General features: G+C 44.7%; 21 protein-coding genes and 1 pseudogene. 15 read left to right on the forward strand and 7 right to left on the reverse strand.

The genetic code is table 11. The annotated features are described in order from the left end of the window. The first annotated feature begins 2 nt into the window (after positions 1–2). The 8 genes from MSG34_RS03895 to rlmJ all read left to right on the forward strand — a co-directional run bounded on the left by MSG34_RS03895 (position 3) and on the right by rlmJ (position 11132). The gene (locus tag MSG34_RS03895; RefSeq protein WP_248336331.1) at positions 3–1295 is read left to right on the forward strand and encodes a hypothetical protein; all 1293 of its coding nucleotides are present in this window, start codon (positions 3–5) and stop codon (positions 1293–1295) included. After that, positions 1295–2329 carry a sensor histidine kinase gene (locus MSG34_RS03900; protein ID WP_248336332.1) on the forward strand — a complete coding sequence of 345 codons (1035 nt, stop codon included), beginning with the start codon at positions 1295–1297 and terminating at the stop codon, positions 2327–2329. The genes MSG34_RS03895 and MSG34_RS03900 overlap by 1 nt, the downstream gene beginning before the upstream one ends. Positions 2330–2401: 72 nt before the next feature. Further along, a complete protein-coding gene (locus MSG34_RS03905; RefSeq protein ID WP_248336333.1) occupies positions 2402–3232 on the forward strand; it encodes a LytTR family DNA-binding domain-containing protein in 831 nt (276 codons plus the stop codon). 239 nt (positions 3233–3471) lie between these two features. Further along, complete coding sequence (locus MSG34_RS03910) at positions 3472–6240, forward strand: M16 family metallopeptidase (RefSeq protein ID WP_248336334.1); 2769 nt, start codon at positions 3472–3474, stop codon at positions 6238–6240. Positions 6241–6525: 285 nt separating this feature from the next. Next, positions 6526–6990 carry a hypothetical protein gene (locus MSG34_RS03915; RefSeq protein ID WP_029235281.1) on the forward strand — a complete coding sequence of 155 codons (465 nt, stop codon included), beginning with the start codon at positions 6526–6528 and terminating at the stop codon, positions 6988–6990. 334 nt (positions 6991–7324) lie between these two features. Further along, complete coding sequence (gene secD, locus MSG34_RS03920; protein ID WP_081090041.1) at positions 7325–9124, forward strand: protein translocase subunit SecD; 1800 nt, start codon at positions 7325–7327, stop codon at positions 9122–9124. A gap of 2 nt (positions 9125–9126) precedes the next feature. Next, positions 9127–10065, forward strand: coding sequence for a protein translocase subunit SecF (gene secF / locus MSG34_RS03925; RefSeq protein WP_248336335.1), 939 nt, complete (start codon positions 9127–9129; stop codon positions 10063–10065). 200 nt (positions 10066–10265) lie between these two features. After that, positions 10266–11132, forward strand: a complete 867-nt coding sequence (rlmJ, locus tag MSG34_RS03930) for a 23S rRNA (adenine(2030)-N(6))-methyltransferase RlmJ (protein ID WP_248336336.1) — start codon at positions 10266–10268, stop codon at positions 11130–11132. Between the two features lie 385 nt (positions 11133–11517). On the opposite strand, the gene MSG34_RS03935 is transcribed toward rlmJ, so the two are convergent. Both MSG34_RS03935 and parE read right to left on the reverse strand, forming a co-directional pair. Then, positions 11518–12171, reverse strand: a complete 654-nt coding sequence (locus tag MSG34_RS03935) for a SinI family restriction endonuclease (protein ID WP_248336506.1) — start codon at positions 12169–12171, stop codon at positions 11518–11520. A gap of 93 nt (positions 12172–12264) precedes the next feature. After that, a pseudogene (parE, locus tag MSG34_RS03940) lies at positions 12265–14139 on the reverse strand (DNA topoisomerase IV subunit B); the annotation flags it as partial. Between the two features lie 85 nt (positions 14140–14224). Between parE and MSG34_RS03945 the strand changes: the two are divergent. Then, positions 14225–15013 (forward strand): TdeIII family type II restriction endonuclease, encoded by a 789-nt coding sequence (locus tag MSG34_RS03945; RefSeq protein ID WP_248336337.1) that lies wholly within the window; start codon positions 14225–14227, stop codon positions 15011–15013. Positions 15014–15064: 51 nt separating this feature from the next. Here the strand turns inward: MSG34_RS03945 and dcm are convergent, their stop codons facing one another. Then, complete coding sequence (dcm, locus tag MSG34_RS03950; protein ID WP_248336338.1) at positions 15065–16378, reverse strand: DNA (cytosine-5-)-methyltransferase; 1314 nt, start codon at positions 16376–16378, stop codon at positions 15065–15067. 154 nt (positions 16379–16532) lie between these two features. Here dcm and MSG34_RS03955 point away from each other — a divergent pair, with 154 nt between their 5' ends. Next, entirely contained in the window at positions 16533–17240 is a 708-nt protein-coding gene (locus MSG34_RS03955) for an Eco47II family restriction endonuclease (protein WP_170930183.1), read from the forward strand. Continuing rightward, on the forward strand, positions 17230–17616 hold the full coding sequence (locus MSG34_RS03960; protein WP_248336339.1) for a MazG nucleotide pyrophosphohydrolase domain-containing protein: 387 nt from the start codon (positions 17230–17232) through the stop codon (positions 17614–17616). Before MSG34_RS03955 ends, MSG34_RS03960 begins: the two co-directional genes overlap by 11 nt. Here MSG34_RS03960 and MSG34_RS03965 read toward each other — a convergent pair. The 4 genes from MSG34_RS03965 to MSG34_RS03980 all read right to left on the reverse strand — a co-directional run bounded on the left by MSG34_RS03965 (position 17610) and on the right by MSG34_RS03980 (position 21185). After that, the gene (locus MSG34_RS03965; protein WP_170930184.1) at positions 17610–17888 is read right to left on the reverse strand and encodes a helix-turn-helix domain-containing protein; all 279 of its coding nucleotides are present in this window, start codon (positions 17886–17888) and stop codon (positions 17610–17612) included. The genes MSG34_RS03960 and MSG34_RS03965 overlap by 7 nt on opposite strands. 150 nt (positions 17889–18038) lie before the next feature. After that, on the reverse strand, positions 18039–19127 hold the full coding sequence (locus tag MSG34_RS03970; RefSeq protein ID WP_248336340.1) for an alkene reductase: 1089 nt from the start codon (positions 19125–19127) through the stop codon (positions 18039–18041). Between the two features lie 59 nt (positions 19128–19186). Next, on the reverse strand, positions 19187–20395 hold the full coding sequence (locus MSG34_RS03975) for an MFS transporter (RefSeq protein WP_248336341.1): 1209 nt from the start codon (positions 20393–20395) through the stop codon (positions 19187–19189). Between the two features lie 106 nt (positions 20396–20501). Continuing rightward, complete coding sequence (locus MSG34_RS03980) at positions 20502–21185, reverse strand: SDR family oxidoreductase (RefSeq protein WP_248336342.1); 684 nt, start codon at positions 21183–21185, stop codon at positions 20502–20504. A gap of 160 nt (positions 21186–21345) precedes the next feature. Here MSG34_RS03980 and MSG34_RS03985 point away from each other — a divergent pair, with 160 nt between their 5' ends. The 4 genes from MSG34_RS03985 to MSG34_RS04000 all read left to right on the forward strand — a co-directional run bounded on the left by MSG34_RS03985 (position 21346) and on the right by MSG34_RS04000 (position 24633). Further along, positions 21346–22275 carry a LysR family transcriptional regulator gene (locus MSG34_RS03985; protein ID WP_248336343.1) on the forward strand — a complete coding sequence of 310 codons (930 nt, stop codon included), beginning with the start codon at positions 21346–21348 and terminating at the stop codon, positions 22273–22275. 113 nt (positions 22276–22388) lie between these two features. After that, positions 22389–22781, forward strand: coding sequence for a GFA family protein (locus MSG34_RS03990; RefSeq protein WP_017057647.1), 393 nt, complete (start codon positions 22389–22391; stop codon positions 22779–22781). A gap of 29 nt (positions 22782–22810) precedes the next feature. Continuing rightward, complete coding sequence (locus MSG34_RS03995) at positions 22811–23278, forward strand: OsmC family protein (RefSeq protein WP_248336344.1); 468 nt, start codon at positions 22811–22813, stop codon at positions 23276–23278. 122 nt (positions 23279–23400) lie between these two features. Continuing rightward, positions 23401–24633 (forward strand): PatB family C-S lyase, encoded by a 1233-nt coding sequence (locus tag MSG34_RS04000; protein ID WP_248336345.1) that lies wholly within the window; start codon positions 23401–23403, stop codon positions 24631–24633. Positions 24634–24716: the final 83 nt, after the last annotated feature.

Here is a 24716-nt window from a genome sequence, read left to right on the forward strand (position 1 = left end):
TCATGAAAGCTTCCAATTGCCGATTCCACATCAAGTCTTCAATCGCTACTTTGTTTGCCTTGTCTTGTGTGAGTAACACGATTCAAGCGGACGACCTGAGCTTAGCGTGGGATTGGCAACTGAGCGCTGAGTCGGTTGAATCGCGAGAGTCGCCATTTAGCCTTTTACCATCTGATCATCGTCAGTCTTTGAATGGCCTGTTGGATCTTGAGGTTGGATATGGCAATTGGCTTGGTCTGTTTGCAGTGAAAGCCAATGATATTCTGAGCAATAACCCTCAACAACAAGACGTGAGCTTTGAATCGGAATTCATTGTGCGTGAGTTGTTCTGGCAAGGTGGCGTTGAGCTGTCCAATTCACTCGTTGGTGATCACTATCTTGATGTAACTCTCGGCAAGGTTCGTTTAGATTGGGGCGTAGGCTATGGCTATCGACCTTTAGACATCATCAAGCCGTATCGACAAAACCCGGTGGGCATTGTCGTAGAAGAGGGCGCAGGTGTTGCCTCGGCGTCACTGTTCGATATGACGGGCGAATGGACACTGCTTTACAGCGATTCGTCATGGACTTCCCAAGACGTAAATGAATTCGAAAAGCAGAATCAGCAACAAGGCTTTGGGGTACGTCGTTACAATCTAGTGGGTGATCACGAATATCAATGGGTCGTCTATTACGACGATGTACGCCACGGCTTGCTTGGGGCGAGTTTGGTTTCGGTATTAAACCTCGCTTGGGAGTTTCATGGCTCTGTTGTCTATCAACGACAAGGCCTTGGCTACAGCCAGCCTAACTCACTGCTTAAACCGGCTTATCTTGAAGAGCAGGGCGAGGCTTATCAAGCGTTAGTAGGATTAACATGGGCCAATGACACCGGCCACAATGTGGTGTTGGAATACTGGTTTGATAGCCGCGCGTGGAGTGATTCTGAATGGCAAAGCGCGCTAGAAAGTGCCGAGTCTTTGTCAATTAATCCGATGACAGCATCACTGGCTGCTTCTTACGCGCAAGGCTATCAGCACGCTAATTTGGTTCAACACAACATCATGTTTCATTGGTCTCTGGATTCGACACATGGCTGGCTTGAAGATATCACGCCGACATTCGACGTCATGTTGTCTCCCCAAGACGGCGGTTTTATTGCTACCCAATGGCTTAACTATCAGGCTTTAGATAATGGCGATTCATCGTTGGATTTGGAACTTGCTGCACGCTTTCTAGGCGGTAAAAGTGATTCTGCTTACGCCAACTTACCCGATAGTCATATGATTCTCTTAAATATCAAAGGACGATTTTAATGGACACTTCTTCAAACAGTCGATTTTCATGGATTAAGAGTTTCGCGTTCACCACGCTATTTTGTGTTCTTATTGCGATTACAACCCATACGATTTGGGGCGGCGGATTAACGGTTAACCTGGCAATCAGCTTTGGCTTTGGTTACAGCGCCGTAGGTTCTTCTTTCATCTTGGTGAAGTTGTTTAAGAGGACATCCCGAACGCTTGAAGTGGGTATCTCAATGCTGTTCGCGATGACCTTTGGTACCTTGAACGCGCACTATTGGTTGAACGGGTATTTCGGGGCCAATATCTCGGACCTCAAATCCGTAGTCTTGCTCGGTGTGATCTTCTGTTCGGTTTGCTATTACTATTTCTACACACGAGAGCAGCAGTTACGTGCCGATAACGAATTGGAAGTGGCCAAGCGTCGTCAGGCCGACCAAGAAAAGGTGGTGGTGCTGAGTCAGCTTAAACAACTGCAAAGCCAAATTGAACCGCACTTCTTGTTCAACACGCTTGCGACCATCAATGTATTGATTGAGAGTGACAGCGCGAAAGCCAAGTTGATGCTCGAAAAACTGACTGACTTGTTGCGTGTGACTTTGAAAAACAGCCGCACCGAGCAATCGACCATTGCACAAGAGGTCGACTTGTTAGACGCTTATCTTAATATCCAGAAGATACGTTTGGGTGAGCGCTTAACGTTCTCGATTGAAACACACGAGATTAGCGATTTGCAGGTGATTCCACCGTTCTTGATTCAACCTTTGGTCGAGAATGCACTCACGCACGGCATCGAGCCCAAAGCCGCTGGTGGCCAAGTGAATATTCGTATTACTCAACAAGCACAAAAGCTAAAAATTGAAGTGGCTGATAATGGCGCGGGGTTGAAAACGCCTTCTGCGAATACGGGTCACGGTGTTGGGTTGAGCAATATTCGTCAAAGAATTGAAACCCTGTATGGTGATAGGGCGAGCCTAACGATTACTGAACATGTTGAAGGCGGGGTAGTCTCGACGATCTTGTTACCGCTGACTGACGCAGCTGCCTAGAATTACAGACCAGAAAGCACAGAGCAGTGACGAAAAATAGACGATTTACAGTGTGAATTTAAAGGACTAACCATGAACAACCCAGCAGTACAGCCGAGCGTAACGGCGATTATCGCAGACGATGAAGCACTGTTAAGGCATCACTTAGACAAGAGCCTTGCTGAGGTTTGGCCGGAACTCGAGATCGTCAGCAAGGCACAAAACGGTTTGGAGGCCATGCAAAGTATTCAGCAACTTAAGCCCGACGTGGCTTTTCTAGATATTCGTATGCCAGAGCTGGATGGTATCTCGCTGGCGAAACAACTCAACAAGTTAGATTCGCCGCCATTGATTGTGTTTATTACGGCTTATGACGAATACGCGGTCAAAGCTTTTGAGCATAATGCGATGGATTACCTGCTGAAGCCAATCAACGAAGAGCGCTTACTGGCCACATGTCAGAAGGTGCAAGCGCGTTTGTCGAGCAACCAAACGCAAACAGGTAGCACTCCGGAACAGCCCGATATCACGGCGTTAATGGCTCAGCTTCAACAGCTATCCCAATCGTCTTCCCAACAAAACAAGCAACAGTATCTCACGTGGCTCAAAGCCAGTGTCGGAGAAGACATTCACTTAATCGCCGTCGATGATGTGGCTTACTTCAAAGCCGAAGACAAGTACGTCTCTATATTCAAAAAAGGCCAAGGCGGCTCTCTAGAGGAGTTTATTCTTCGCGTGTCTCTAAAAGAGCTGATCGCCCAGCTTAACCCGGATGAGTTTTGGCAGATCCACCGCTCGGTGGTGGTGAAAGTGTCGGCCATTGATAAGGTGAAGAAAGGACTCTCAGGTCAGATGTCGGCGTATGTGTCAGGGGAAAAGCTACCGATCAGCCGTGCCTCGCAAGCGTTGTTTAAGGGTATGTAGAGAACTGGCTGAAATTTATGTAGCTTATTGATTTTAAATAGATGTAGTTAGCAAGTCTAAAATCGATGTAATAGGCTCTTATCTAAACACCACTTTAAATGAGTACAGAGATCTTACATAACGATTGGTGATTTATAAAATAAAGACCTAGATCACAAAGATACTCATCAGGTTCAATATTAAATAATAATCGTTAGCTCAATCTGTATATTGTCGATGAATGACATTAAGAGGTTGTTATGAAAACATATTATTTAGCGACGGCTCTATGCCTCACCTTAGTTGGCTGTAGCTCAACATCAAAAACTACCGAAACGCCAATCCAGCCGGATCCGGCATGGACTTCAGGCCAACTAGAAAATGGCCTTACCTATCATGTTTATCCAGATCATGAAGAATCCGTATCTGTGCGTTTAGTCGTGCACGCCGGTTCGATTCAAGAGACTGATCAGCAAGAAGGCTATGCTCACTTCTTGGAACACATGGCATTCAATGGCAGTAAGAATTTCTCTCAAAATGATGTGATTCGTCTATTCGAAGATGCAGGCGCTAGCTTCGGTGCTGATATCAACGCCTACACCTCTTATGAAGAGACGGTCTACCAGTTAGATTTGCCAGATAACATCCAATTGCAGTCTGCTTTGACGTGGATGCGTGACATTGGTGATGGCCTGGATCTATCAAGTTCAGAAGTCGAAAAAGAAAAAGGCGTGGTTCTTGGTGAGTTCCGTATGGCTCGCCTCGATGATAAGTCATTCGGAGATATATATTATGATTACTTCATTGAAGGCGGCCCGTACGAATCGCAAGATGCACTAGGGACGAAATCGTCGATTGTGAATGCCACTCCTCAAGGCATCACCAACTTTTATCAGACTTGGTATCAACCTCAAATAGTTGAGCTGGTCGTTTCTGGTGATGTGGACATCAAAACCGTGATTCCACTCATTGAAGAAAAGTTTTCTAGCTGGGAGCGTGGTGATACGCCGAGACCAGAGAAACAGAAAACGACCTCATTCAATGAAGATGATTATGTTGAGTACGCAGGAAGAGAAGCGCCTAGCATAACTCTGACGTTTAACCGAGGTTTAAATAGAGTTGAAAATCATGCTCAGCAGCATCAACGCTGGTTAGATGAAACCTCTCAACAATTGATTAGACAACGATTAGAAGCGGTGTTCAATGATGCTGCGCTGCCGACTCAATGGATAGCGTCTGATGGCTATCGAATGGGTGCTCTGCACTATTCGGCAATAAGTGTTGGGTTTCCGGCTGGAGACCGTGAAGTAATCCAACAAGATCTGCTTTCTACATTGGCGTCATTGCGTGATTTTGGTGTTTCGGAAACGGATATTGTTGGCGAACAGCACTACTATCAAGACTTACTCGACAACATCGAGCATGACTGGGATAAAATGGATAGCGTTGAACACGCGAACTACAAAGCGAGTGCGTTAGTCACAGATCGAATTGTCCAATCACAGAAAGACTATCAAGTAAGTTTAGAAGCTTTCATTGCTAACTTGAGCCTTGAAGTGATTAACGACAACATCAAGAATCTACTTTCTGATGATTACTTTATTGTTATTGGGATGGACGACAATGAAGACAGAACAGCGGTCATTAACTCTCTAGATAGCTTAAAAGCCACGTATAGCGAGGCGGGAATTCCGCCGCTTGCGATAGGAACAGCCAGTGCTTTTGCTGTACCTAGCTCGCAAGGCGAGGTTGTACTTGCTGAACAAATGTCCGTAGACCCATATATCCAAAAGTGGACGTTGAGCAATGGCATCGACATGTGGTATCTGCGTGATTATGTGGCGGGTGATGATGTTGGGGTGATGTACATGAGCCTCGGTGGAAAAGCCGCTTTGGATCCGAGCCTTTACCCAGCGGTTGAGGTTGCGTTACCTACTTTCGCTCGAAGTGGTGTGGGTGAATTTACGGGTTCTGAGCTTTTAGCGTACTTTGATCGTGAAGATATTAGAGCTGATTCCTTTATTGGCAACACTCGCCATGGTGTTGAATTTAGTATTAACAAAGGTGGGCTCAAAGATACGTTTGCTGCGCTTTATACCTTCATCACTGCGCCTAAAATTGTTCCCGAGCAGTTAGAGGCAGTGAAGCAGGAGTTTGTACAAGGTCAAGAATCTTTCTTGAGTAGCCCTGTTGGTCAGTTTGAACGAGCGGTAAACCACAATATTTATCGTCAGGAAAGTGGTCATTATCTTGTAGATAAAGAGCGTGTTGAAACGGTTTCTGTGGAAGACGTCGCCAATCTTCATCAGCAGCTGTTTGGCCAATTGAGACATAACCAATTGGTGGTCGTGGGTGATATCGACCCAAGTGAATTAAAGCCTTTAGTTGAGCAATATTTGGCTTCGATTCCATTAGAAAAAGCCGAGGTTCCGGACTTTAAGGTGGCTTACAAGCAGCCATCTGAATCACGCATTGATTTAGCGATCAACAATGTGAATAGTGCCGAGTACATCCTACGAGTTATCTCTGAGCCTAGCGTTGAAGTTAAAATGTCGGCAAAAGATGTTTTCATGGAAGACTTACTGCAGCGATTGCTGGCGACTCGTTTAGATACCTATATTCGTGAAGAGTTGAGCTTAGATTACTCGCCATATACCTATGCAACGTTGCGAGACAGCGAGCCGAGTTATGAGTGGGTTATTGGTGCGATGATAGCGCCAGAAAATGTAGACCAAGTTGAAGTGGCGATCGATAAAGTGGTTGCAGACCTTTTACAAGGTGTCTCCGAAAAGGAAATGCACGCAGTCGTGAAACAGTTTGAAGCTGACTTCTCGCCTCTAGAGAAGAGCTCTATCGACCAAGCATGGTATGTGTCTCGTTACTTGCTCCATGATTACGGTGTCGAAGCTTTGTCTCAAGTTGAGCGAGTGGCGAGGTCGATCACTGCGGAAGACATGAATCAACTTGTCCAACGCATCTTTGGTGAAAATAGCCGTAAGGTTAAGAACATCATGCGTCCTAAAGCCTAAAGCCTAAAGCTTAAAACCAACAGAAAGAGACAACTCAAAGCCAAGCGATCACCGCTTGGCTTTCTTGTTTTTTCACCATTCATAACGTCTATGCATCACCTGTTGTTAAGCCGTTTTAGATCTATGTAAATCTAAATTTCGAGAACGCTTAATCGGTTGCATCGTATCATTTTCTAAAAAAATGTTTTAAATCAAGACAGCGTTTCATTTGTATTGTAGATTGACGATCTACGAGAATGTTGTTTGGATATTAGATTGCTTAAACTGGGTACCCGATTAGTCTTAATGTTGTTTTTACTGAGCTTTGGCTTAGTGAATTCTAACGGCTATTCGTTTCCTTCTAAGCCATTTCAAATATACTCGGCTCAAGAGCAATCTTCACAGAATGATCTTTGTAAACAAGCTGATACGGATAATCCGTCGAGCTACTTAGAGTGCGATAAGGCTCAGTTTGGCACCGTGCCTTCTGGTGACAGTTCCAACTATCACGACACCGAATCAAGCCTTCAAGCAGCAAACTTCAGACGTATGCTCAGTAACGAGCAAGAAAGCGTGGCCGATCTTGAGCCTGCTTATCATCTACTGATCGACTTCTCTCCCCCTTCATTACTGGCTTCTCTGCTTTTCAACACACCGTTGTTGGATTCCAAGCAGCACTGGACCAGCATTGTGAGTTCTCCGTCCTCCCGGCTTGCTGGGTGGAAAGAGGGCAACATCCAATACTCGCATTTCCGAGAACTTCTTAGCTAATCGTTTGACCCTAAATTGGTCGTATCGATGGTCACTTGTGCCCGTTGAGCTCGCCAATTAACCAACACAAACATAGCGACATCAGCTTTAGCATCACTATCTTTCAACCAGCTTGTTCTGGTTGTGATTAGCCATTGCTCGTGTTCGCAAAATATTAGACATACCAATCGTAGTAAATAACTGAACACCCTAGCTGGTTAAAATGCTCGATAACTGCGTTAGAATTTTTGATTGTAGAATAGCTACTTATCGAAAAATCCTGCCTTGTTCTCAAGCCTTTTTCCTTCGCTAGTGTCGATCATTTATTCACCGTGATTGGTAAAAAGAAGAGATCTTGACTGTGAAAAAACGCATTCCAAGAAAACAAATTAACCACTACTCAAAGTGGAAATACGTGGTGCTTATCGCCACTATCATCATCATGGTTCTGAGTGCTTTACCTTCTTGGTATGGCGAGAATGCATCGGTTCAAATTAACAACCGTTCTGAACAGACCATCGATGCGAGCCAAATTACCCAATACCTTGCGAGCGAAGGCATCCAAGCCAAATCGGCATTTCAAAAAGACAACCGTTTGGTTGTCATCTTGGAAGATGCAGAGCAACAAGCGAAAGCCAAAGAGGTGCTGAATGAGCGCCTATTGGATAACGCGACGGTTGCGCTAGCGATGGAGCCAGCAGCACCAAAATGGTTGACTGACATGGGCTTCGCGCCGATTCAGCTAGGTCTTGATTTACGTGGTGGTGTGCAGTTCTTGCTAGAAGTGGACATGGAACCGGTTTACCACGCACAAGCACAATCTGTGGTCGACGAGATCACCAGCCAAGTGCGTTATGCACGCGGTAAAGTGGTGAATAACCAAGTTGAGTTTAACTTCCGTACTGATGCAGATTTCGAAAAAGCACAGAAACTGATTCGTGAAGAGTTCCCACAATGGCAACGTGACCGTTCAGATAAATCGCTAACGTTAACTCAGTCTGAAGAAGAACAAAGAACGCTACGTAACCTAACGGTTCAACAAAACCTGCAAATCATGCGCAGCCGTATTGAAGAGCTAGGCATCACTGAGGCATCGATTCAACGCCAAGGTGAAAGCCGTATCCGTATCGAATTACCGGGTGTACAAGACCCTGCAGCTGCGAAAGACGTGATTGGTGCTACGGCTTCATTAGCGTTCTACTCTGTGTACGACAACGCAACGCGCAATACTCAAACTCTGAAAGATTCAGATGGCAATCGTGTCGTGGTTGCTCGCAAAGCCGTGCTGAGCGGTGAACACATTATCGATGCACGCAGTGGCATTGGTGAAATGGGCAGTGCAGAAGTAAACATCACGCTTGATTCTTCTGGTGGTAAGAAAATGTCTGAGTTTTCTCGCCATAACATCGGCAAGCCAATGGCGACCGTTTACAGCGAATACAGCCGTGACAGAGCCGGTAACAGCGAAAAAACCAGTGAAGTGATCAGTGTGGCGAACATCCAATCTCAACTGGGTAGCCGCTTCAGAATCACTGGTGCAGGCAGCATGGCAGAAGCACAAGAGCTTGCTCTACTGCTACGTGCGGGTTCATTAACAGCGCCTGTTACCATCATTGAAGAGCGTACCATTGGCCCATCTCTGGGTGCTGAAAACGTAACGAATGGCTTTGCTGCTTTGGCTCTTGGCCTTGGTCTTACTCTAACGTTTATGGCGCTATGGTACCGCCGCCTTGGTTGGGTCGCGAACTGTGCATTGGTGGTTAACATGACCACGTTGTTTGGTTTGATTGCCTTGCTACCGGGTGCGGTATTAACTCTGCCAGGTATTGCGGGCTTGGTACTGACCGTCGGTATGGCGGTAGACACTAACGTGCTTATCTTCGAGCGTATTCGAGACAAGATGAAAGAAGGGCGTAGCTTTGCTAGCTCTATCGATCGTGGTTTCGATAGCGCATTCTCGTCAATTTTCGATGCTAACGTCACCACCATGATCGTTGCTGTGGCTCTATACACAATCGGTAATGGACCGATTCAGGGCTTCGCTCTGACACTGGGCTTAGGTCTTCTAACCAGTATGTTCACGGGTATTTTTGCTTCACGAGCGATCATCAATTTGGTTTGGGGGCGTGACCAACGCCACGATGTAAGGATTTAAGTATGAGTACTTCAAAAATGACTATTTCAGACCGCTATTTTTCAAATAGCAATATGACTCGCCTTCGTAAGGTGATGTCTGTGATTTCTATTGTGCTGTTCATGAGCTCTGTGATGCTGGTGGCAGTGAAAGGTTTTAACTGGGGTTTGGACTTTACTGGCGGTGTGGTTGCCGAGGTTCAGCTCTCTGATCAAGTAACCAAAGATGCGTTAAAAACAAAACTTGATACGGCTTTCCAACAAGACGTGCAAGTGGTTGGTATGGCAGAGCAGGATCGCTGGACAATCCGTTACAGCCAAATGACAGACGCTCCTCAGCCAAACTTAGTGGATGCTTTGTCTTCTGTAAGTGACCAAGTAAAAGTGCTTAACAGCAGTGTGGTTGGCCCTCAAGTCGGTCAAGACATGGTTGACCAAGGTGGCTTGGCGGTATTGGTGTGTTTCCTAATGATCATGCTGTACCTGAGTGTTCGTTTTGAATGGCGTTTAGCACTCGGCGCCCTTGCCGCGATCATCTATGACGTGACGCTTATCTTGGGTCTGTTTGCGTTCACTCAATTCGAGTTCAACCTAACGGTATTAGCGGCAGTGTTGGCGATATTGGGTTACTCATTGAATGACTCGATCATCATTGCCGACCGTGTTCGTGAAATGCTGCGTGGCAATCCAAATGGTGACACTGATAACCTACTTAACGAATCGGTTAAAGCGACCTTCTCACGCACTATGGTGACTTCAGGTACAACGCTAATCACCGTATCAGCACTTTGGCTACTGGGTGGCGCGGCACTACAAGGTTTCGCTATTGCACTAGTTGTAGGTATTGTCAGCGGTACGTGGTCTTCAGTGTCTGTCGGTATCACACTGCCTAAGTTACTTGGCCTACAGCCTTGTCACTACCAAGTGAAAGCGCCAGTAGAAGTTGAGGGCGAGTACCCTTAAGCTCTCTATTGGTTAACTGTACGACTTAGTCAGTAACGTCAACAAGCCCTTCGTATATAACAAAACGAGGGGCTTTATTTTTTATAAGAGTCAGACAGTTACAGAAAAGAGAGCCTATTTCAAAAAACGATGGATTGAGTAGGCAAGCCCTCATGATATGAAGTATGTTTAGATGACGTTCGTAGAAATGAGGCAAGGGAATGGAATATCGACATCAATGTCATGTAGGCGACCATGGTGATGCGCTAAAGCATCCAGTATTGAGTGCACTTGTTCAGTCATTAATGCAGCAACATTCACGCCTCAATGTTATCGACACGCACTCTGGTACAGGGTGTTATGATCTCACTACTGCACCCAGTAATCATGCTGGTGAGTTTGCTGAGGGGGTCGGGTACTTGTGGCGAAACAAGGCTTATCTACCGCCAGCATTTAGCTCTTTTATGTCGGTGTTGGAATACTACAATCCGAATCAACTTATCTCTCTCTATCCGGGCTCAGCAGCCATCACTTACCAACAAGGCCGCAGCCAAGATAGCTTCTATTTTTCAGACATTCAGCAAGATGAAGCCGACCTATTACAAACCAACATTGAGAAGCTGCAACGCGATCTTGATGTCTCAAGTAAGCTCACCATTACCGCGGGCGATGGCTTGAAAGCACTGCCTGACGACATAGCAAAACACGACAACCATCACCTGATTGTTATCGATCCACCCTATGAAACCGATTCTGAATATCTCGCGGTGATCGATGCCTTGGTTAAGGCGTATCAACAGTCTGAGAAGGTATCAGCCCTCATTTGGTACCCGCTTTACACGGATGACAAGAGCTCACTGATTCTGAACCACTGCGTGACAGCGGTGAAAGATGGCTTGCTACCAAGTCCGATTAAGTCGGAGCTTCGTCTTCGAGATCCCAAGGGTGATGATCGCCTGATCGGCAGTGGTTTGTTGCTGTTCAATCCGCCACAAGGCATCGCTGGAATGGTCGCAGATACGCTCGATTATTTACACAGCCAACTCGCGACTAATGGTGAAGGTTACTGGCAAATGAGAAGCTTATAGATCTGATTTTTATAGGTTTTATGATGGTTTTCTAGACATCAATCACTAAATCACTGTTACCTATGTGGTTTAAATTGACCAAACGCTAACTTTTATCGATTGATTAATTGCAGTGAATCATTTAAAAATAGAATATCAATGCGCACAAGTGCATAATGGCTCATAAGTTAAATAATTAAACTAGATTGTGGTTTACCCCCTAAACTGCATTAGGCTCGCACTAGTCATGCGAGCCTTTCTTTTGCCTGAAGGAAATGTTTACAACAGTTGCTCTTCAATCTTTAGCGCAATTCGCGCCGACATCGGATAGTTATCACCATTTGCCAATAACGCTTCTCATTTTGAGTGCTTATTGGGTTTGATGGGATGAGATAAGAGGCTGTTTCTATAGACTACTTGGAATGAACAATACCTTATTGTTATTTTGTACTACCTGTTTAATAAAGCTTTTAAATCTTTCTTCTGAAAGAGTTTGGCATCCGGTTAGTTTTACTAACGAAGGCCAGTATTTAGTGCCATTATTAGCATTTAATCGATGCCATTTGATAATATCTGTACCATTTCTAACTTGGGAGCTAGAGCTGTTTTCGGTGTTGTTCCTATTTTTTACTTGAAGACGCTCATTATCTATTGATACTAGATCTGTACTTCTAACTGTTTCCCCCCAAGCCATATACCAGCCATGGCTAGCTAACTCTTCTGCTAAGTATTCTTCTAGAAGGTTACCGATAGCCATTTGTGACCTTTTCAAGAGCTTACTAGCCTCATTGATCGTCTTCATATCAATATCTGATCTGATTTCATTTATAATGGTATCGTTAATGTCATCGTCATACGTATTGGTTGGGTTACCATGAGTTACTGATTTTCTATTTTTGTACCCATTTAGGTATTTTTTCAGCCATTGGTCGATATTACTTATTGTAAGTCCGTCATAATACTTTGCTGCTTCTAGGACATATTCTAAGCCGTTTGGTATGCAGTAATCCGAATATTTTGTGTCTAACAGTTTTTCCACTTGTGCGAAATGTTCGTCCATTATTTGAGTCTCAATTTTTGGTTTGCTATATATGCATTCGTATTGCTCTTGAGCTAGGCTAGCTGTAATTTGATAGTTACTATCAGGAGTAGTATCAGCTAAATCACCATTGTTTTGTAACCATGTACGGCGATCATCTGCACGTTTCTTACCAAGCAGCATGTCCATCATCTCGTTGGTCGCTTCGCTGTCATCAATCGTTAACTGCACAAGACGACGAGTGTTTGGATCCATGGTGGTTTCACGCAACTGAAGTGGGTTCATTTCACCCAGACCTTTGAATCGTTGCACGTTGATCTTGGCTTTCTTCTGCGATAGTCGCTCAAGCACACCGTCTTTCTCTGCGTCATCGAGTGCGTAGAACACTTCTTTACCGCAATCGATACGATACAGAGGAGGCATTGCCACATAGATATGACCCGCTTCAACTAATGCATGGAAATGGCGGGTAAACAATGCACATAGCAGTGTCGCGATATGAAGACCATCCGAGTCCGCATCGGCAAGGATACAGATCTTACCGTAACGCAGGCCTGATAAATCATCGTTATCTGGGTCGATACCCAGAGCTACCGAGATGTCGTGCACTTCTTGCGAAGCCAATACTTGGTCTGCTGACACCTCCCATGTATTTAGGATCTTACCGCGAAGTGGCATCACCGCTTGAAACTCACGGTCACGTGCTTGTTTAGCAGAACCACCCGCCGAGTCCCCTTCCACGAAGAAGATTTCGGTACGGCTTAAATCTTGAACTGAACAGTCAGTTAGCTTACCCGGCAGTGCTGGGCCTGAAGCGATTTTCTTACGCACAACCTTTTTGCTTGCGCGCATACGGCGGTGTGCATTCGCAATACAAGCTTCTGCTAGCTGTTCTGCCAGTTGTGGCTTTTCGTTCAACCACAGGCTAAACGCATCTTTTACCACACCAGATACAAACGCAGCAGTTTGACGGGAAGACAAGCGCTCTTTTGTTTGACCAGCAAACTGCGGATCTTGCATCTTCACCGATAGTACGTACGAACAGCGATCGAAGATATCGTCGCCCGTTAGCTTAACGCCACGCGGCAGAAGGTTACGGAATTCACAGAACTCACGCATTGCATCAAGAAGACCTTGGCGAAGACCGTTTACGTGTGTACCACCTTGTTTAGTCGGTACTAAGTTCACGTAACTTTCGGTGATCATGTCGCCGCCTTCTGGCTGCCAGATGATCGCCCAGTTTGCCATTTCTGTTTCAGCAACAAATTCGCCAACATACGGTTCTTCAGGCAGCAAGGTGTAACCTTTCACGCCTTCGGCAAGGTAGTCTTTTAGACCATCTTCATAGAACCATTTATGCTCTTCACCACCGACTTTGTCTATAAAGGTAATTTCTAAACCTGGGCAAAGCACTGCTTTTGCACGTAGGTTGTTAATCAGACGAAGTGTCGAAAATTTAGGGCTATCGAAGTACTTAGGATCAGGCCAGAAATGTACTGATGTACCGCTGTTACGATGACCACAAGTGCCCGTTACAGTAAGTTCTGTTACGGCATGACCGCCTTCAAGTGCGATCTCGTGAACTTGACCTTCTCGGCGTACGGTTACTTCAACACGTTTTGACAGCGCGTTTACAACCGAGATACCTACACCGTGCAGACCACCAGAGAACTTATAGTTGTTATTCGAGAATTTACCGCCAGAGTGGAGCTTAGTTAAAATCAGCTCAACACCTGAGATCCCTTTTTCAGGGTGAATATCGACAGGCATACCACGGCCGTCATCGGTAACTTCTAACGATTGGTCTGCATGAAGTACCACTTTGATCTTCTTAGCGTGTCCCGCTAGTGCTTCATCGACCGAGTTATCAATGACTTCTTGGGCAAGGTGGTTAGGTCTTTCTGTCTCGGTATACATTCCCGGGCGGTGCCGCACAGGATCGAGACCTTCAAGTACCTCGAGATCTTTTGCATTATATTGCTGTGTCATTGGTAATGTCTTGAATTATTGGGCATTCCTATGTCGCATTATATGATACTTTACTCGTACTTATATTGATTGAGGTACTGTTTTAATGTTGTCTAAAAATGATCTAAAAGAAATTATTGAAGAAACTATTAGCCATAACATCGATGACTTCTTTAATGGGAAAGAAGTTAAAACAACCCACATGCTGGATCATATATTTCCACGAGAGAGGAAAATTCGTTCTTTAATCGGAGGTTTGGAAACATCGATGGGAACACGAGTATGGGAACCTTTAGCAAAAGAGTTTGCAAAGAAAAGTGGCTATGATGTTTGTGACGAGAAAAAATTCAATTCGTCAGTTCCTGTAATTCCGGATAACGTCACAACATTTATTTCATTATGGGAAAAGAAAAAGAACAAAGACCCTTCTTTAAAGTTACAGCAATATTGGGTTGAACTAAAAGAATATATAAAAGATAACGTAGATTTGGATTCTCTCGACTTTAGAAAGATCCCGAAAGGCGAAGGTGTTGACGTAATCCTTGCATGTGATTCTGAGTTGATCATGTTTGATATCAAAACTAATCAATTAAACGCTGGTGGTGGTCCTAAATTCCTGAAAAATATAATGAATTGGTATGCTTATTTGGCATTAAAAGAGTACCCAGGTGATGTTCGTTGTTTTTTAGCATTTCCTTTTGATCCTCATTCAGGCAAGTTCTGGGCTAAAGAGGGTGGCAAAGTTACCCCGTTAATTAAAGCGGAAGAAGCATTTGTGGCAGACGAGTTCTGGGATCAGTTGACGAGAGTTAAAGGGACTACAAGTATCATTGAAGAAACATTCAAAGGTCTAGGGTCTGAGTTTGGAAAGAAGTTTTCAGGCCACTTTGAGTAATCGTAGTTAAATTAAAAAAAGGGAGTAAATAGTGCTCCCTTTGTTTTCTTTTTATTTAAAATTATTATTAAACCATTTGATGCTACTGAACTTTTCGTTTTCATCTAGCTTTGGTATTTGGTTTGATAATTCAATATCATTTAGGAGCCTAACTAAAGAATGTCCAAGTGCTCTTGCCATATTTACAGGTACGGCATTACCAATTTGCTTATAAGCAGCATTCTTGGAACCTTGAAATTCCCAGTTATCAGGGAAAGTTTGAATTCGTGCATACTCTCGAACCTGAAGAGGGCGAGTGTGAATAGGGTGACAACGCTCAGTTTGCTTTTGAGCCGGTGACGTCGTCAACGTTAAGCTTGGTTCTTCTAATGAGAGTCGGCGTGCCATGCCTGTTTTGCCACCACCTAAGAAGTAACTTCCTCCCATATACTCACGCTGTAAGTCATCTGAGAGGTTGCGCCAATAACCACCTTGAGGTACTTCTTTCATGATCTCTTTTTTACGCTCGGGGTACTCTTGCCCTGGTGATTCCGGAACATCAGTATCGTATAGCTCTCCTGCATATAATGCATCGCGCAATGTCATTACTCGTTTGAAAGGAGACGGCCAATGGAATTTTACGTCTTGTTGAGCAAGATCTTTTCGTATAGCTACTAAGATAAGACGCTCACGCTTTTGGGGGACTTTATAGAATATTGCCTTTAGAACTCGAGGTTCCACTAGTTCATAGCCCAGCTCATCAATGACAGACTTGATGGTTTCTAGGGTGCGGCCTTCGTCATGTGTAAACAGTGCTTTTACATTTTCAGCCATAAATATTTTGGGCTGAGTTTCTTTGATCGCACGCGCCATTTCGAAGAAGAGAGTTCCGCGTGTATCTTCAAATCCTAAGCTTTTACCTGCGTATGAGAACGCTTGACAAGGAAAACCGCCAGTTAAAATATCTACGTCTTCTTTTATCTGCGTGAAATCTACTTGTGAAATATCACCTTCGATAACATTCCAATCTGGTCTATTGTGGCGAAGCGTATTACAGGCGTGTTTATCCATTTCATTCAGTAAAACGCTTTCTAGGCCAGCTTGCTCCATACCTATAGCTAGGCCACCACCACCCGCAAATAATTCAACCAAGTTATAAGTTCGATTGGGCTTCACTGCATGTTCATCGTCCCACTGAGTTTGAACCATTGTTTGGATCTCAGGGTGATCTTCGACTTGCTCTAGAGGGATCATGCCTGATTTAGGACACGGTGTGATCTCTCCACGTTTGATTCGAGCTCCAATCGTTGCTTTAGATTGCGATAGGATATCTGCTAGGACTTCAACACTGTATTTTATTTCTTTTTCATTTTGGACATCAAACATATGACGCTTCCATATAGTTAAATCGTTAATTGATTGGTACTGTTTTAATATACAGTATTTTTATTCGAAGGTCCACTATTTTAGCTGTTTTTTTTTATATGTACTAACTCTTAAGTTTTCGATCCATAATGCCCATTCATATTAAGAGGTTATGATGAAAGCATTCGACAGAAGTGAGTTAAAAGAAGCGATACGTGGCAGTATCAAACGTATTTATCAAGCACAAAACACAGAATTAGATTTGTACCGCAACACTTTAGATTGCTTTTCAGCTTCTATTGATTCCGTAGTTCAAGGGATCAGTCTAGATGAGTGGATGAAACAAGAAAAAGAACGTCAAATTCAAAAAACTAAGCAGAATGCTATTGGTAGCTTACATGAAGAAATTCTTGGCTCTATAGCTTGGGTTAGCAATCTTCCTGTCGGGCAACTAATCGATATAGTTTCACATGAGAAAAAAGTTGTCGCAGAAATCAAAAATAAGCACAACACTACAAAAGGTAACCATAAGGTCGCTATTTATGATGATTTGGCACAAGCAGTCGCTGAGCGACCTGGTTATATTGGCTACTATGTAGAAATTTTACCAAAAGGCCAAAAAGCATATAACACTACTTTTTCACCATCGGATAATAAAACTAAACAACGCAGAGCTTCTCGTGAAGATATCCGACAGATTGATGGCCGATCGTTTTATGAATTACTAACCGGACGGGCTGATGCGATTGATGAGTTGTACCAAGAATTACCGAAGATAACTGCTGAAATTGTAAAGGAAGAATTCGGAAAGGTATTGGACTCAAATTTAGTATCGTCGTCACCTACTTTTGATTTTAACTTTGAGAAAGCCTATGGAAATTAAGTCAGGAGAGTTTCTGAAACAATTACAAGTCATTGCGGCTATAAAATCTCAACGAGATCTACAAGGAACTTGGTTTCAAGGAAGTTCAACTTATCTAGATGCGCTAGTTGAGGAAGTTACTGAAGTTAAAGAAGAAATAACGTTAGGAAGGCAAGCTTTTTTAGAGGATGAATTAGGCGATTTGCTTTGGAACTTTGTTTGTCTAATTGAACATTTGGAAGTAGACAAAAAAATAGACAAAGAGAGAGTCTTTCAACGAGCTGTTAAGAAATACTCAGAACGAGTGGCTGAGCGCGCTCCAAATGAAACATGGGATGATGTTAAAGCGCGCCAAAAATTAGAGCTTCAGAAAGAGAATGAAGGCGCAAATCAATAGTCTAGAGCTTCTCTAATTCGTTGTATGTTTTCTCTTATCCAAATCTTATCAAATGGCCCCCATGATTCTACTTGGTAGTGGCCGTTTTTTAATGCGCCCACAAACACACACTCGATATCAAGTTCTTGAAGTGCAGCAATAGTATCTTGTGCTGTTCTGCGTGGAATGTTTATCTCAGCTTGTATTTTGGGGAGTGTATTAAAGCCATTATCGACTAGATAGGCTAAAAGTAGGCGTCGATAAAAAGATGTTTTAGTTTTGCTTAAATTCATAATTTTCTCATTCCCTGAAAGTAAAAAAGAGCCCCGAAGAGCTCTTAATGACTTTCTCATCCGGACCAACGGTTTAAAAGTCTAGAGAACTATACCTTTGATAAATATAATATACTAGTGCCACTTTAGACTTTAACTTAGATCGGAAGACTACAACGCTGGATAATCGATATAGCCTTTTTCGTTGCCGCCGAACAGGGTGGCGCCGTCGAGTTCTGATAGCTCGCTGCCGTTTTGTAAGCGTGATACCAAATCTGGGTTTGCTACGAATGGGCGACCAAATGCGACCAGGTCGGCGTAGCCTTTGCTTAGTATTTCCTCAGCGCGTTGTGGTGTGTAACTGCCAGCAACGATGATGGTGTTAGAGAACAAGGCTCTTAGTTCTACACGGAAGCTTTCAGGTATCACAGGTGCGTCATCCCAATCGGCTTCTGATAGGTGTAGATAAGCGATATTACGAGCTTGCAGTACCTTTGACGCTTCTAAAATTGTTGGAACGATGTCTGGGCAGTTCATGTCTTTGAAGGTGATGAATGGGGCTAAACGTACACCTACTTTGTCTGCGCCAATTGCATCAATCACTGCATCCACAACTTCGATTAGGAAGCGAAGTCGGTTCTCTCGACTGCCGCCGTAGTTGTCGGTGCGTTTGTTTGAGTTGGTTCTTAGGAACTGATCAATCAGGTAGCCATTGCCACCGTGGATTTCCACTCCGTTGAACCCTGCCTCGACTGCTTTTTTCGCTGAGTTAGCAAAATCTTGAACAACACGGTCGATGTCTGCTTGGGTCATCTCTCTTGGTTGGATGCAATCGACCATGTTGCCGTTTCCATTCTCATCAGAGATCCAAACCTGCGTTTCTATTGGAGCTAATGCAGAAGGTGCAATCGGCAACTCGCCTTTTTGAAAGGTAGGGTGTGATACTCGGCCTACGTGCCATAGCTGGCAGAATATCGCGGCACCTTGTGCTTTTGCTGCTGTAGTTACTGACTTCCAACCTTCGATTTGTGCATCGGTATAAACACCGGGTGTGAATGAGTAGCCTTGAGAGTCATCTGAAATTTGTGTCGCTTCAGTGATGATAAGCCCTGCACTTGCACGTTGTTGGTAATAGGTTGCCATCATGTCGTTTGGCACATTTCCAGGTTGGCTAGTACGAGCGCGCGTCATGGGTGCCATAACCACGCGATTTTGCAGTTCTAGGCCTTTCAGTTCTGATGCTTCGAATAATTTGTTCATCGTTTCTACCTTGTTTTAATGCTGTGATCTTTAGTTTTTTATTGGGGAGATAAGTCGCGTTACTTGCTTTCTGCTGGGCTGAAAATAGAGTTGCTCTGTGGTTTTTCAGCTCGGTTGGCTTTGGCTATTAGCAGCAAACCAATCACAGGAACAACAACGGCCGCGAATGGAATCATGCCTGCGCCTAGTTGGCTGTCGAGAACCATGCCGCCAAGAAATCCACCAAAGGCATTGGCCAAATTAAACGCTGAGATATTCGCGGTTGCTGCTAGTTCTTGGCCTTCGCCACCGTTGTTCATCACTCGAAGTTGCATGGCTGGAACGTTGGCAAATGATGCAATACCAAAGACAAATGCCGCTGCAACGAATAGGATTTTGTTGTCTACCACGAGGCCAACCACAACCAATGAAACGATCATTGCGACAGCCCAAAACATTGAAGCTTTGCCTAGGTTTTTATCTGAAGAACGTCCGCCCAAGGTGTTACCTATAATTAAGCCGACACCCACAATCACTAAGATCCAAGTGACAGACTGTTGACCGTAACCGGTGATGTGCATAGCGATTGGCGCAAGGTATCCATAAAGCGTCATGAAGCCAGACCAAGCAAAAGCGGTGATTGCCAAGCTGATCAGCAGCATTGGGTTTTTGAACGCTAACAGCTGAGTTTTGATGTCTTTTGCTTCACTGTGACCAGTCGATTTGATTGACGTTAGAATAGAAATCATCGCAATCGTGCCAAGTGCAGCAACAGTGAAGAAGGTGGTGTGCCAGCCGAATTGCAAGCTAACCCACGTACCCGCTGGAACGCCAAGAACGTTAGCGAGCGTTAAGCCTGCGAACATCTGACCAACCGCACGACCAGCCATTTTTTCAGACACTAAGTTGGTCGCAACAACCGCACCGATGCCATAGAAAGGGCCTTGCACTAAGCCTGCGATAACACGACTCGCCAGTAGTAATGGATAGCTTGGCGCTAAGGCGGATAAGACGTTACCGATGATGAACAGTGCCATTAAGCCAATCAGCACCATCTTCTTATTAAAGCGCGCCAGGTAGATGGTTAAGATCGGGCCGCCGATAACGATAGCCAACGCGTAAGCACTGATAAGGTAGCCAGCTTGGCCTTCTGTGATTGAAAGTGATGTGGCGATCTGTGGAAGAATACCTGCGATAACAAACTCAGCGGTGCCGATTGCAAATGCTGCGAGTGTCAGTATCCAAACTTGGAATGGCATCTTTTCTTGTGTCATGGCTTTTGATTTCATGATGAGTTACCTATTTAAATTCTTGTTTGTTAGGACGTTGAGATAAACGCCCTAACGATGTTCTTTGTGTCTTTGTGTCTTTGTGTCTTTGTGTCTTTGCGGAGGTTTAGCCGAGTAGAGCGCCGCCATCGATGTCGATGATTGACCCTGTTACGTATGGGTTATTAATCGCGAACAGGTAACCCATAGCGATCTCTGAAGCATCACCAACCTTACCTGCGGGTAGATTGTTTTTGGCGTTGTCGTACATGCTTGCACGAGCGGAATCGTCCATGTTTTTGTAGGCTTCCGTCATGGTCAGGCCGGGGCTAACAGCATTGACGCGAATCGGTGATAGCTCTTTCGCCAGTATTTTAGTCACGCTTTCTAATGCGGCATTGATGGCGGTTTTTACGTAAGTGCCAGCCACTACTTTGCGAGACAACATACCCGTCGTGAGCGTGATAGAGCCGTTTGGCGTCATGTAGCGCGCTGCATGTTTGGCTACGTTTAAGCTGCCCCAAAACTTAGTGTCAAAAGCTGTCTTAGCGTCTGCGGTTGCTACGTCTGTTACTTTTCCTGCAGGAGCGGATGAGCCAGCCGTTACGATTAAGTGGTCAAACACGCCAATCGATTCAAAGTATTCACAAATTGATTTTTCATTGCTGATATCAAGGCCTGTATGTCGGCTAGCGATGTGCACTGTGTTGTTTTCATTTCTCAATTTCATCGCGAGAGCTTTACCTATACCTGATGTGCCACCAATGATGACGAAAGTGCGTTGCTCTTGTTTAGTCGATTCGTTAGTCATGTTCTGAATTCCTGCGTTGTTCTGTTGATGTTTGTCATTATATTTATTCGACTAAATTTGATAATTGGTTAAAATATAAATTCATTATTCGGCTAGGATGAATAGTGTCGCTGAGTATTCAGATCGAGCATTAAGACGAAGAGGTGGAAGCGAGAATCGTATGGATAAGTTTTCAGATATGGCGATGTTCGTCAGTATTGTTAAGCATCACGGGTTAGCGGCGGCGGGGCGTGAACTGGGTTTATCGCCTGCGACCATGACAGCGAGGCTTCAGGCACTTGAAGAACGATATGGTGTGAAGTTGTTGAATCGAAGTACGCGCCATGTGTCTTTGACCGACTCTGGCGAGCTGTATCACAAGGCGTGTCTGGAGATATTGGATAATGTCAGTGAGGCCGAAAACCTGATTCAAAATGGCGTCAAAGAGGTCAAAGGTCCACTCAAAATCGCCGCGCCGAAAGACATCGGAAAGCAGTACATTCTTCCTATTCTCTCTGAGTTTTGTCAGCAATATCCCGACGTGATCCCTTACCTCTACTTGAACGATAACCTCTCGAACATTGCTGAATCTGGCATGGATATCGTGGTCCGTTATGGTGAATTGGTCGACAGCAGTTTGATATCCAGACGCTTGTCGCCAAGCCGACGTGTGTTGTGTGCGTCACCTGAATATCTTGCCAAGCATGGAACACCGTTAACGCCGCAAGACTTGGTTGAACACGACTGCTTGGCGATGCTGCGAAGCAATGAAGAGCTCAAGACATGGCACTTCCAAGATCATGATATGAAGAAGTCGATTACCGTTGTTCCAAAGCGATTTTCAGACGATGGCGAAGTGATTCGCTACTGGGCATTAAAAGGCGAGGGCATTGCGCTTAAATCGGTGTTAGATGTGCAAGACGACATCAATAACCAGAGCCTTGTGACGCTGCTTAATGGCTACATGAAGAACTTCAATACCGCGATGTCGGTGTCGAGTGCCGATTTGAATGTGGTGTACATCAGCAAGAAGTATCAGCCTAAGCGTATCCGGTTGTTTCTTGATTTTCTGTTTGAGCGCTTTGGCGATTTGGTTGAAAAGTCTAGTTAGATTGGCTAATTGGCCGCGTATGACAGAACTCTCGAACTCAACATCCGGCTACGGACAGAGAACATTGAACTGGTTATGATACGACCAACATAAGGACGTGATTGGAGAGAGAAATGAAAGTCGTCGGAGATACGGTCATCCAACCTTTTCACAAGGCAACCTGCCATTGCGGTGCGGTTGAACTAGAGCTCAGTTTACCTAACGGGATAGAAAAGCCACGCCGCTGTGATTGTTCCATCTGTCGTCGTAGGGGAGCGATTGTGGGCTCTGTTGCGCTGGATGGCATCAAGATCCTCAAAGGTGCAGAGCATCTCAAGCTTTATCAATTCAATACCAACACCGCAAAGCATTATTTCTGCTCAAACTGCGGCATCTATACCCATCATCAACGCCGGTCTAGCCCAAATGAATACGGTTTTAACATCGGCTGTTTGGAAGGGGTAAACCCTTTTGATATTGGTGATGTGGTGACCAACGATGGTGTTAACCATCCAGCTGATCGTTAATTTATTGAGCATTAAAAAGGGAAGGAATTATGTCTGAATATGGAGCGGTCATTCGCTGGCAAAAAGCGCAAGATGAAGCCTTTAGCGACAATCAATACAGTCGCGGCCATACGTGGGAGTTCGATGGTGGTGTCACTGTGCCTGCTTCGTCCTCTCCACATGTTGTTCCACTGCCGTTTTCGGTGGAAGCGAATGTTGATCCAGAAGAAGCGTTTATTGCGGCACTTTCTAGCTGTCATATGCTGACGTTTTTGGGCATTGCCGCAAAGCAGAAGTACGTGATCGACTCTTATGTGGATGATGCGATTGGTGTGTTGGAAGAAGATGAATCTGGCCGCTCGTCTGTCACTAAGGTGACTCTGCGCCCTAAGATTGTGTTTTTAGGTACCAAAAAGCCCACCGCCAAGCAGCTCGACAAACTGCATCACTTGGCACACAAAAACTGCTTTATCGCGAACTCAGTAAAAACAGAGATTGTGGTCGAGATGCGAGATTAATTTAAAACAATCACAAGATTTCTTTAAAAGCTTCGTCCTTTTTATCTCGCTATCGTCTTAAGGGTATTCATGCAATTTCGTTGATTGCAAAAAGACCGAACACATTATTTGAGGAATCCTCCATGACAGCGTTTAACAGTGCATCGAATTACGGTGAAAATGCATTTATCAAAAGCAAACCAGAGATGCTAGAGAGCATTTACAACACCACCGATGTATTTCCTTACTGGGTTGCCGACATGGATTTTCAGGTGGCGAAACCGATCACTCAAGAGCTGAATCGCTTGGTTAAGCGCGGTGTGTACTCGTATGAGTTCAATGAACAAGCGGTGTTTGAGGTGCTGTCTCAATGGTATTCAAAGCGTCATGGGCTGAATCTATCTTCTGACAAGTTCGTACAAGTTCCGGGAGTGCTACCGGGCATCGCGTTGTTACTGCGCCAATTTACCAATGAGGGTGATGGTGTGCTTATTCATACGCCTGCTTACCATCAGTTTGCTAATTTGGTGAATAAAGCAGGTCGTCAGGTCGTGAATAGCCCGTTGACTAATGACGGACAGCGTTATCAGATTGATTTCGATGGTATGGAGCAACAGATCATCGACCAACAAGTGAAGACGATGATTTTCTGTAATCCGCATAACCCGACTGGGCGAGTGTGGACACACCAAGAGATTGAACAAGTTATCGAGATCGCTAAGCGTCACGACGTGTTGATCATCAGCGACGAAGTCCATTCCGACATTATTTTTGAAGGTCATGCTTTTACGAGCTTAACCAGCTTCGATTACGACAAGGTTATTGCCTTGATTGGTTCTCCGGCGAAAACCTTCGGCATGCACAGCATCTCAAACGGCTATGTGTACACCAACAATAATGAGTTATTTGAAGCGTTCAAAACCAATGTGGTGGCGATGTATCTTGATCATGGTAATGCGTTCAGCACGTTTGCAACCGTGGCGGCCTTTGAGAAAGGTGGAGAGTGGCTAGATGGCATGTTGGTGTATCTGCAAGACACGGTGAAATGGATCACTGAGTTTGCGGAGCAGCGTATTCCTCAGTTAAAAGTCTTCCAACCGCAAGGCACTTACCAAGTGTGGTTTGATTTCTCAGGCTTGGATTTCTCGGAAGAGGAGCTAAAAAATGTGGTGTTTGAGCAGGCTAAAATGGGCTTAACCCCAGGTGGTTGGTTTGGTGCGCAAAGCCCTAACTTTATGCGAATGAACATCGCCACTTCACGCGATAATATCGAGCAATCATTTACTGCGTTAGCGGACGCGATTGATGGCTTTGAGCGAGGAAGCCTGTCTCGTTCAACTTGTTGTGATAGCGGCGCTTCAAAAAGCTGCTGCTGATATCGAGCGTTAGGCTCAAAGAACGAAAAACCGCGAGGCTGCTTAGTGCATCACTGGCGGTTTTTTTGTGTCTGTGTAATCCT

Source organism: Vibrio sp. 1CM2L, from assembly GCF_023161695.1.
In the GTDB taxonomy this organism is placed as follows: domain Bacteria; phylum Pseudomonadota; class Gammaproteobacteria; order Enterobacterales; family Vibrionaceae; genus Vibrio; species Vibrio coralliirubri.

Bases quoted from the DNA above. Each gene is read 5' to 3' on its own strand.
- MSG34_RS03980 (WP_248336342.1), bottom strand. From the start codon at position 21,185: ATGACTAACGAATCGACTAAACAAGAGCAACGCACTTTCGTCATCATT.
- MSG34_RS03975 (WP_248336341.1), bottom strand. From the start codon at position 20,395: ATGAAATCAAAAGCCATGACACAAGAAAAGATGCCATTCCAAGTTTGG.
- MSG34_RS03960 (WP_248336339.1), top strand. From the start codon at position 17,230: ATGGAAATTAAGTCAGGAGAGTTTCTGAAACAATTACAAGTCATTGCG.
- MSG34_RS03970 (WP_248336340.1), bottom strand. From the start codon at position 19,127: ATGAACAAATTATTCGAAGCATCAGAACTGAAAGGCCTAGAACTGCAA.
- MSG34_RS03995 (WP_248336344.1), top strand. From the start codon at position 22,811: ATGTCTGAATATGGAGCGGTCATTCGCTGGCAAAAAGCGCAAGATGAA.
- secF (WP_248336335.1), top strand. From the start codon at position 9,127: ATGAGTACTTCAAAAATGACTATTTCAGACCGCTATTTTTCAAATAGC.
- MSG34_RS03895 (WP_248336331.1), top strand. From the start codon at position 3: ATGAAAGCTTCCAATTGCCGATTCCACATCAAGTCTTCAATCGCTACT.
- MSG34_RS03910 (WP_248336334.1), top strand. From the start codon at position 3,472: ATGAAAACATATTATTTAGCGACGGCTCTATGCCTCACCTTAGTTGGC.
- MSG34_RS03945 (WP_248336337.1), top strand. From the start codon at position 14,225: ATGTTGTCTAAAAATGATCTAAAAGAAATTATTGAAGAAACTATTAGC.
- rlmJ (WP_248336336.1), top strand. From the start codon at position 10,266: ATGGAATATCGACATCAATGTCATGTAGGCGACCATGGTGATGCGCTA.
- MSG34_RS03985 (WP_248336343.1), top strand. From the start codon at position 21,346: ATGGATAAGTTTTCAGATATGGCGATGTTCGTCAGTATTGTTAAGCAT.
- MSG34_RS03965 (WP_170930184.1), bottom strand. From the start codon at position 17,888: ATGAATTTAAGCAAAACTAAAACATCTTTTTATCGACGCCTACTTTTA.
- MSG34_RS03955 (WP_170930183.1), top strand. From the start codon at position 16,533: ATGAAAGCATTCGACAGAAGTGAGTTAAAAGAAGCGATACGTGGCAGT.
- MSG34_RS03905 (WP_248336333.1), top strand. From the start codon at position 2,402: ATGAACAACCCAGCAGTACAGCCGAGCGTAACGGCGATTATCGCAGAC.
- MSG34_RS04000 (WP_248336345.1), top strand. From the start codon at position 23,401: ATGACAGCGTTTAACAGTGCATCGAATTACGGTGAAAATGCATTTATC.
- MSG34_RS03935 (WP_248336506.1), bottom strand. From the start codon at position 12,171: ATGGACGAACATTTCGCACAAGTGGAAAAACTGTTAGACACAAAATAT.
- dcm (WP_248336338.1), bottom strand. From the start codon at position 16,378: ATGTTTGATGTCCAAAATGAAAAAGAAATAAAATACAGTGTTGAAGTC.
- MSG34_RS03990 (WP_017057647.1), top strand. From the start codon at position 22,389: ATGAAAGTCGTCGGAGATACGGTCATCCAACCTTTTCACAAGGCAACC.
- MSG34_RS03915 (WP_029235281.1), top strand. From the start codon at position 6,526: ATGTTGTTTTTACTGAGCTTTGGCTTAGTGAATTCTAACGGCTATTCG.
- MSG34_RS03900 (WP_248336332.1), top strand. From the start codon at position 1,295: ATGGACACTTCTTCAAACAGTCGATTTTCATGGATTAAGAGTTTCGCG.